3 protein-coding genes are annotated in these 6,044 nt (G+C 37.7%); 2 read left to right on the top strand and 1 reads right to left on the bottom strand.

What is annotated here, in order from left to right; all coding sequences use genetic code 11:
* Positions 1-441: 441 nt before the first annotated feature.
* Positions 442-819 carry a hypothetical protein gene (locus BLT07_RS20280; protein ID WP_091874397.1) on the bottom strand — a complete coding sequence of 126 codons (378 nt, stop codon included), beginning with the start codon at positions 817-819 and terminating at the stop codon, positions 442-444.
* Positions 820-2,350: 1,531 nt separating this feature from the next.
* Between BLT07_RS20280 and BLT07_RS20285 the strand changes: the two genes are divergently transcribed.
* Complete coding sequence (locus tag BLT07_RS20285; RefSeq protein ID WP_091874399.1) at positions 2,351-4,483, top strand: hypothetical protein; 2,133 nt, start codon at positions 2,351-2,353, stop codon at positions 4,481-4,483.
* 141 nt (positions 4,484-4,624) lie between these two features.
* Complete coding sequence (locus tag BLT07_RS20290; RefSeq protein ID WP_175455398.1) at positions 4,625-5,029, top strand: dihydrofolate reductase family protein; 405 nt, start codon at positions 4,625-4,627, stop codon at positions 5,027-5,029.
* The last annotated feature ends 1,015 nt before the right edge of the window (positions 5,030-6,044 follow it).

The following is a 6,044-nucleotide window of genomic DNA, read 5'->3' on the forward strand; positions in this document are numbered from 1 at the left end:
AAAATAGAGATTTGCGATTAAAGGAATATAGCTTTTTTAAGAACCTTTAACCAGGCAGATGGTGGTACTGCACTATGTCCGCAACAACAAGCAATAGGACACAAGACAGTAACTATGATTTTAGAATACCGAGGAAATAAAAGGCTAGATGACTGAAATGCCTACCAAATCGACCTGGAAGAATTATATCTCTCTTAAGTTTGGCTTCAGTCCGATTTATTTCATAAACCGAAGTGTATTTAATCCGAAGACATTTTATACTTTCAAGCAAGCGGAAATTTTGAATACCGAAAATGACCATCCTTCGAAATCCTATTATACCCGATTTCATTAAAAAATTGAATTCTCAACTTGTCAGCTCCCGATACAACAGACTGTCCAATTTATGTAAATCGACCTCTGGCATATCGGACCCGTTCATCAGATAATCGAACTCCTCGACTAATTTTGCACGGACGGGGCATCGTTCACATGTATGCTTGTCTCATTGTTGCTCGTGATAACGCCACCGGTAAAGTTCAGGGATTCGAGGTTGGCAATCTCATCATTTATGATATAAATTTTACTAGCCAGATACGTAGTTCTAATGCCGTTTTCACTTATGGAAAGGACCGTTTGAAAACGAAATTGCTGATTGTTTCTATAGAATTGATCCTTTTGCGTTGGATTTTTTCTGTTATGTCTGGCAACCAAACAGAAAAGCAATAATGGATCAACAGCCATAGAAGTCTCATATCCTTTAACCAGTAGTTCGGGATAACAAAACCAATAAAAAGGCCGATGGCAGGTCCGTAAAATATCCGGGCCATGGTCATCCATTTGTTCCCGGTCCGCCCTGCTACCTAATCGATTTGGACTTCCTGACGGATAAACTCGGGTATGGTGCGTTACAAATACCCGTAGAAGTCCTTGATGGTTTCCGTGGTGGTCAACTTCATATCGATACCGTTGGAATGGAGTCCGATTAGCATTTAACCAGAAACGGGGAAAGGAACAGGCATACTGTCTTGACCTATTTTTTGGCGTTTTCGATTTCCCTAATCAGTTTCTTTACTGCCCCGGCACCGAATTAGACGTCATATATTTCATTATTGAAAAACCTAACTCTTCGATTTAGTGATGAACTTTAAAAATTCGAAATTGCAAAATCACAAAAAACACTGTTCCACTACAGACCCGAATACGAACGAAATATCCAACGTGTGAAAGCAGAGGGTCCGTATATGAAGGGCAAGCGGCAAAGCACTGTAGATTCTGTTTTAGGAACTTTGAACCAGTTAATGGGCCTCAGCAAAATCAATACGATTGGAATTAAGCAGGCAAACAAGGTGATGTGACTCTCACCATTGCCTATAACCTGAAAAAACACCTCAAATTTGACCAAAACGGTTGAAGGGAGAGGTAATGGCGCTCGCCTAGGCCGCATCGGTAAAAACGCCTTCAAAACCTGTCCGCGATTTTTGGAAAGCAGCAAAAAATGGCTTTCCACCACTGACCGGTCAGATGAAATATTCTTAAAGAGCCATATGACTTTCGTCTTCTCGGAATAATGGGGTTGTGCAACGGTTACCTATGCTATAATAAACCAAACTTGACTAAGGACAGCAGCTACCGAAAGGACATAGTACTCGTGTTCAAGCAGTACTATGAGAATTTTGCATGCTTTCATCTGGTTATGTGTGATGTCCAGATCTTTCGCAGAATATAGTTCAGGATGTGTTTGTAAAATTATTGATTAAAGGTAAATCATCTAGTATTTTCTACCTTAAAGTCTATATTTAGATTTGAAAATCTGTTAAAAATAGTAGCCTGATATTTGTGGTCAGAATAAAAAAAAGGATTTAATAGAGCCAAAAAGGATGACTCTGGAGGAGAATGTAGAAATTGAGAATATAGGATTGAATCTCAAACTTCAACAGGAAATGGACAAACTGCCTCCTCAATGTAAGAACGTAAATGTAAGAACGTATTTGCATTCAGTGTTATGAATCTTCTCAAATATAATTCTGCAGCAGATTCCCTGGGAATTTCTGTAAATACGGTGAGAACCCAAATGAAGAAATTATATAGGACATTAAGAGAAAACATGCAGATATTTAGTTAATCTCGTTTTCTTTTTATTTCAACTACTAAATTAATCTCGTTTTTTTAAGATTTACTCATTTTAGCATCACCCTTTTTATATGCTTCGGGGTCTATAATAACAGAGGTCAGTATATAAAGACCGTTATTGTGGAAAGCAATATCATGGATATATCAGATATAATAAAAAATTTTGCAGAAGTGGGGGCTAATAAAAAAACACTTAAAAGTTAATCGAAAGACTTGTAATACTTATAAAGACTAAATTATGCGAATTAAAACCTATTATGGAATTTTATCAATTATTACATTTGTTTTTGTTGCATCATGTACTGACAACAATCTAAAAGTTGATTTACAAATTAACAACGATGAAACTCCGGTTCAACTAGCCGTTGGAAAATTTGAAGAAATGGTTACCGAGAAAAATATTGAAATTTCGGCAGCAGATCCCGATTTGATTATAAGTGGAAAAATCGATACTTCTCTAACTTCAGAGGACGCCTACAGTATCAGGCAACGTGGTAAAAATATAAATATCACAGCAGGAGGTTCTACAGGTACGGTTTATGGCCTAAATCATGTAAGAGAACAGCTTGAGCAAGGGAAAAGAGAGCTTTCTCACGTTGATGAGAGTCCACATTACAGTTTCAGAGCTATTAAATTCAACCTGCCCTGGTCATCTTACCGCAGAAGTGAAGCACTTCAACTTCATTATGAAACTTGCCGGGATACAGTATTCTGGAAATCATTTCTGGACATGATGGTGGAAAACCGGTTTAATAAACTGACACTTTGGAATCTGCACCCATTTAATTATTTGGTAAGAACAAAATCATACCCTGAAGCCAATTCAATGAGCAATGAAGAATTTGCAGAATGGAGGCAATTTTGGACCACGTTATTTAGAATGGCCAAAGACAGGGGGATAGAAACTTACCTTGTGAATTGGAATATATTTGTTTCGCCCGAGTTTGCTAAAGCCCACAATGTGGCTACTTACAGCATCGACGGCAATTATTTTACCGACGGTGACACATCAGCCATTATTAAAGATTATACCCGTGAAAGTGTTAAACAGGTTATCGATGAATATCCAGACCTGACCGGCCTTGGAATAACCTTGGGTGAAGCCATGTTTGGTATGGGTGCGGAAGAACGGGAACAATGGTTATTGGATGGATATATTAAGGGAGCTAGAGAGGCTTCTCGTAAAATAAAGTTTATACATCGGGTACCTTTAACAAAGGGTGAAGGTGACAGTAATTCAATGGCAAGCGTAGAGCAAATAACACGTAAAACCCTGGACACGCTCACGGTCTTTGAAGGCCCAATAATAATCGAATTAAAGTACAACTGGTCACATGGGCATTCGTCACCAAATCTTTTTAAAGTGCATGGTGGTAAACTAACCGATGCATATTGGAATCCACCTCCAACAAACTATAAACTTTCATGGATGGTAAGAAATGAAGACTTTTTTATGCTTCGATGGGGCCAGCCAGATTTCATCCGAAAGCACATAGAATTAAACAATCAGGATTATGTTACCGGATATTTTGTGGGATCAGAAACTTATATACCTGCCGTAGATTATTTTACAGCAGGGGAAAAGGGCAGCTGGAAGTATGCATTCGAGCGACAATGGATGTTTTACAAACAATGGGGACGTTTACTGTACAATCCTGATACACCTGACGAATTTTTTGCCAATACATTTGAATCAAGGTTCCCGGAGAATGGGAATTCCCTTTTCGAAGCTCAATCGCTCATTGGAAAAGTTCCACTCATCATTGCTTCTTACTGGGACGCTACTTGGGATTATGCACTGTACAGCGAAGGAATGTCGAGTATTTTGGAAAATCAAAATACCATGAAGCTAATTTCACTTAAACAACTTGCCGAAAAAACTCCCATGGATACCCTATTGATGAGTGTGCAAGAGTATGTAAATAAAATTGAAAGCAATAGCACATTATCAAAGAAAATTTCACCGCATGAAATGGCTGATTCGATTGAAACTTTTTGCAAACGTGCGATTGATTTGGTATCACCTATACAAACAGATAATAGTGTGGACTTGGTTTACGAAAAAACCGATATCCTAACATGGGCTAATCTGGGATTATATTTTGCACATAAACTGCGTTCGGCTGTTGCATACCAACAATTTGTAAATAGTGGTAATCAAGATTTTCATAAACAAGCAATTCATCATTTAGAAAAAGCAACTAACTGCTGGGAACAAGTTTCTCTTTTAACTTCAGATTTATATAAAACAGTTCCGTTACAACATTACAATCGTAACGAGGGTAAATATTTCCACTGGAACAAAGTATTTAAGGAAGTGAAGAATGAACTTGATTGGTTGAAAAATGAAGTTCACAAAAAAGAAAATTGACTTAGGCGTTATATCAAGAACGTCTTAGTACTCAACTTAGGGCAGAAACACATAAATAGGCTATCTACTACCAAACGTTTATGAAATCAATAAATAATTTCATAGCTACAACGTGATATCTAAAAGTTCAAATAAAGGATAATGGGCAAACTAATCGCAGCATTAAATATAACACTTGACGGGTTTTGCTACCATACTGCTGGAATACCCGATGAGGAAATACATCAACATTATACTCAACTTTTAGGTCAGGGAGACGCAGTTCTATATGGCAGGACTACATATCAACTTATGAAATTTTGGCAGACCCTTTTGGAAAATCCTTCCGAAGAAAAGGCAATGAACGAGTTTGCTACGGCGATAGACAAAATTCCGAACATAGTGTTCTCGCGCACGCTTAAAAATGTAGGATGGGAAAGTGCAACATTAGCAAAACGGGACTTAAAAGATGAAGTCTTGGAACTCAAGCCACAATCGGTGAGCGAGCTATACGCAATTGTGTCAAAAGTGATAAAAGGATTACACTCCGAAATCAATAATTGCTGAAAACCTAAAAGTTAAGATGTACGTACCCCGCGCAGTGATTTGAGCGATAGGTTTGCTGTCCTAGGCGTTTAATCGGGAAGGTGCGTAAATTCAGATCGGTGCCCAAAAACAATTATTTCTTGTCCGTTGGCATAACCCCGGTAAATTTTCAGCCTTATTTTTATTGGGAATACATAGAATGTATAACTTTAGTGTAGGTACTGGATTTTATATGGAAACCATCCTTTTAGCTTCCTATATGGCGGCCACCTTAAGAGTAAGTATTCCGTTCCGCTGACAAGTTCAGTAAAACCATAAAATAAAGGGCTGTGTTATACTATAAAAAATGAACCGGACAGAGTTTAAATTACACACCCTAAGAAAATTTCTTAATATCATAATTTATTTAATTGCGGTTACCGCGGCATTTGGCTCTATACTCTCTTTTTTCAGAAATTCGGAAATCCGTTATCTAAAAACGCTGGACTTTCCGCGCATCCAATTTTTCATCGTTTCATTAATTAGCCTGATAGCATTTTGAATACTTGCAAGAAATTGGAAATGGTATAACTATCTATTGAGTTTTGCGCTGTTGAGCGGATTGATTCTTCCAAAGTGCTTTCCTGATAAATTATACTCCCCTTGTTCCCATAGATGTGCCTTGGGCAAAAGATTCACAGCCCTCTGAAGACCAGTTTAGTATCTTATTGTCAAACGTTAAAATGACCAATAGAAAAACACACCCTCTTCACGAATTGATCGAACAAAAAAAAACCCGATCTGATCTTGGCAATGGAGACAGATGAATGGTGGGACGAACAATTGAAGTTTTTGGAAAATGAGTATCCCTATTCCCAACATACTACTAACGAGGTAACAACCAAGTTTTTTTAAATCCTTGATAAGGGCAAATTATAAATTTGACAAATGTCACGCCAGTAGAAATGTTTTGAAATTCTGTTTTTCCAAGTATATTAAACAATATTTACCCAGAAATCTCTAGTTTTAAACTGTCCGGTTTAACGGGGGGAGGTCA

The organism is Pricia antarctica, assembly GCF_900101815.1.
Classification (GTDB): domain Bacteria; phylum Bacteroidota; class Bacteroidia; order Flavobacteriales; family Flavobacteriaceae; genus Pricia; species Pricia antarctica.

Excerpts from the sequence above, each read along its gene's own strand:
- BLT07_RS20285 (WP_091874399.1), top strand. The coding sequence starts at position 2,351 with ATGCGAATTAAAACCTATTATGGAATTTTATCAATTATTACATTTGTT.
- BLT07_RS20280 (WP_091874397.1), bottom strand. The coding sequence starts at position 819 with ATGGATGACCATGGCCCGGATATTTTACGGACCTGCCATCGGCCTTTT.
- BLT07_RS20290 (WP_175455398.1), top strand. The coding sequence starts at position 4,625 with ATGGGCAAACTAATCGCAGCATTAAATATAACACTTGACGGGTTTTGC.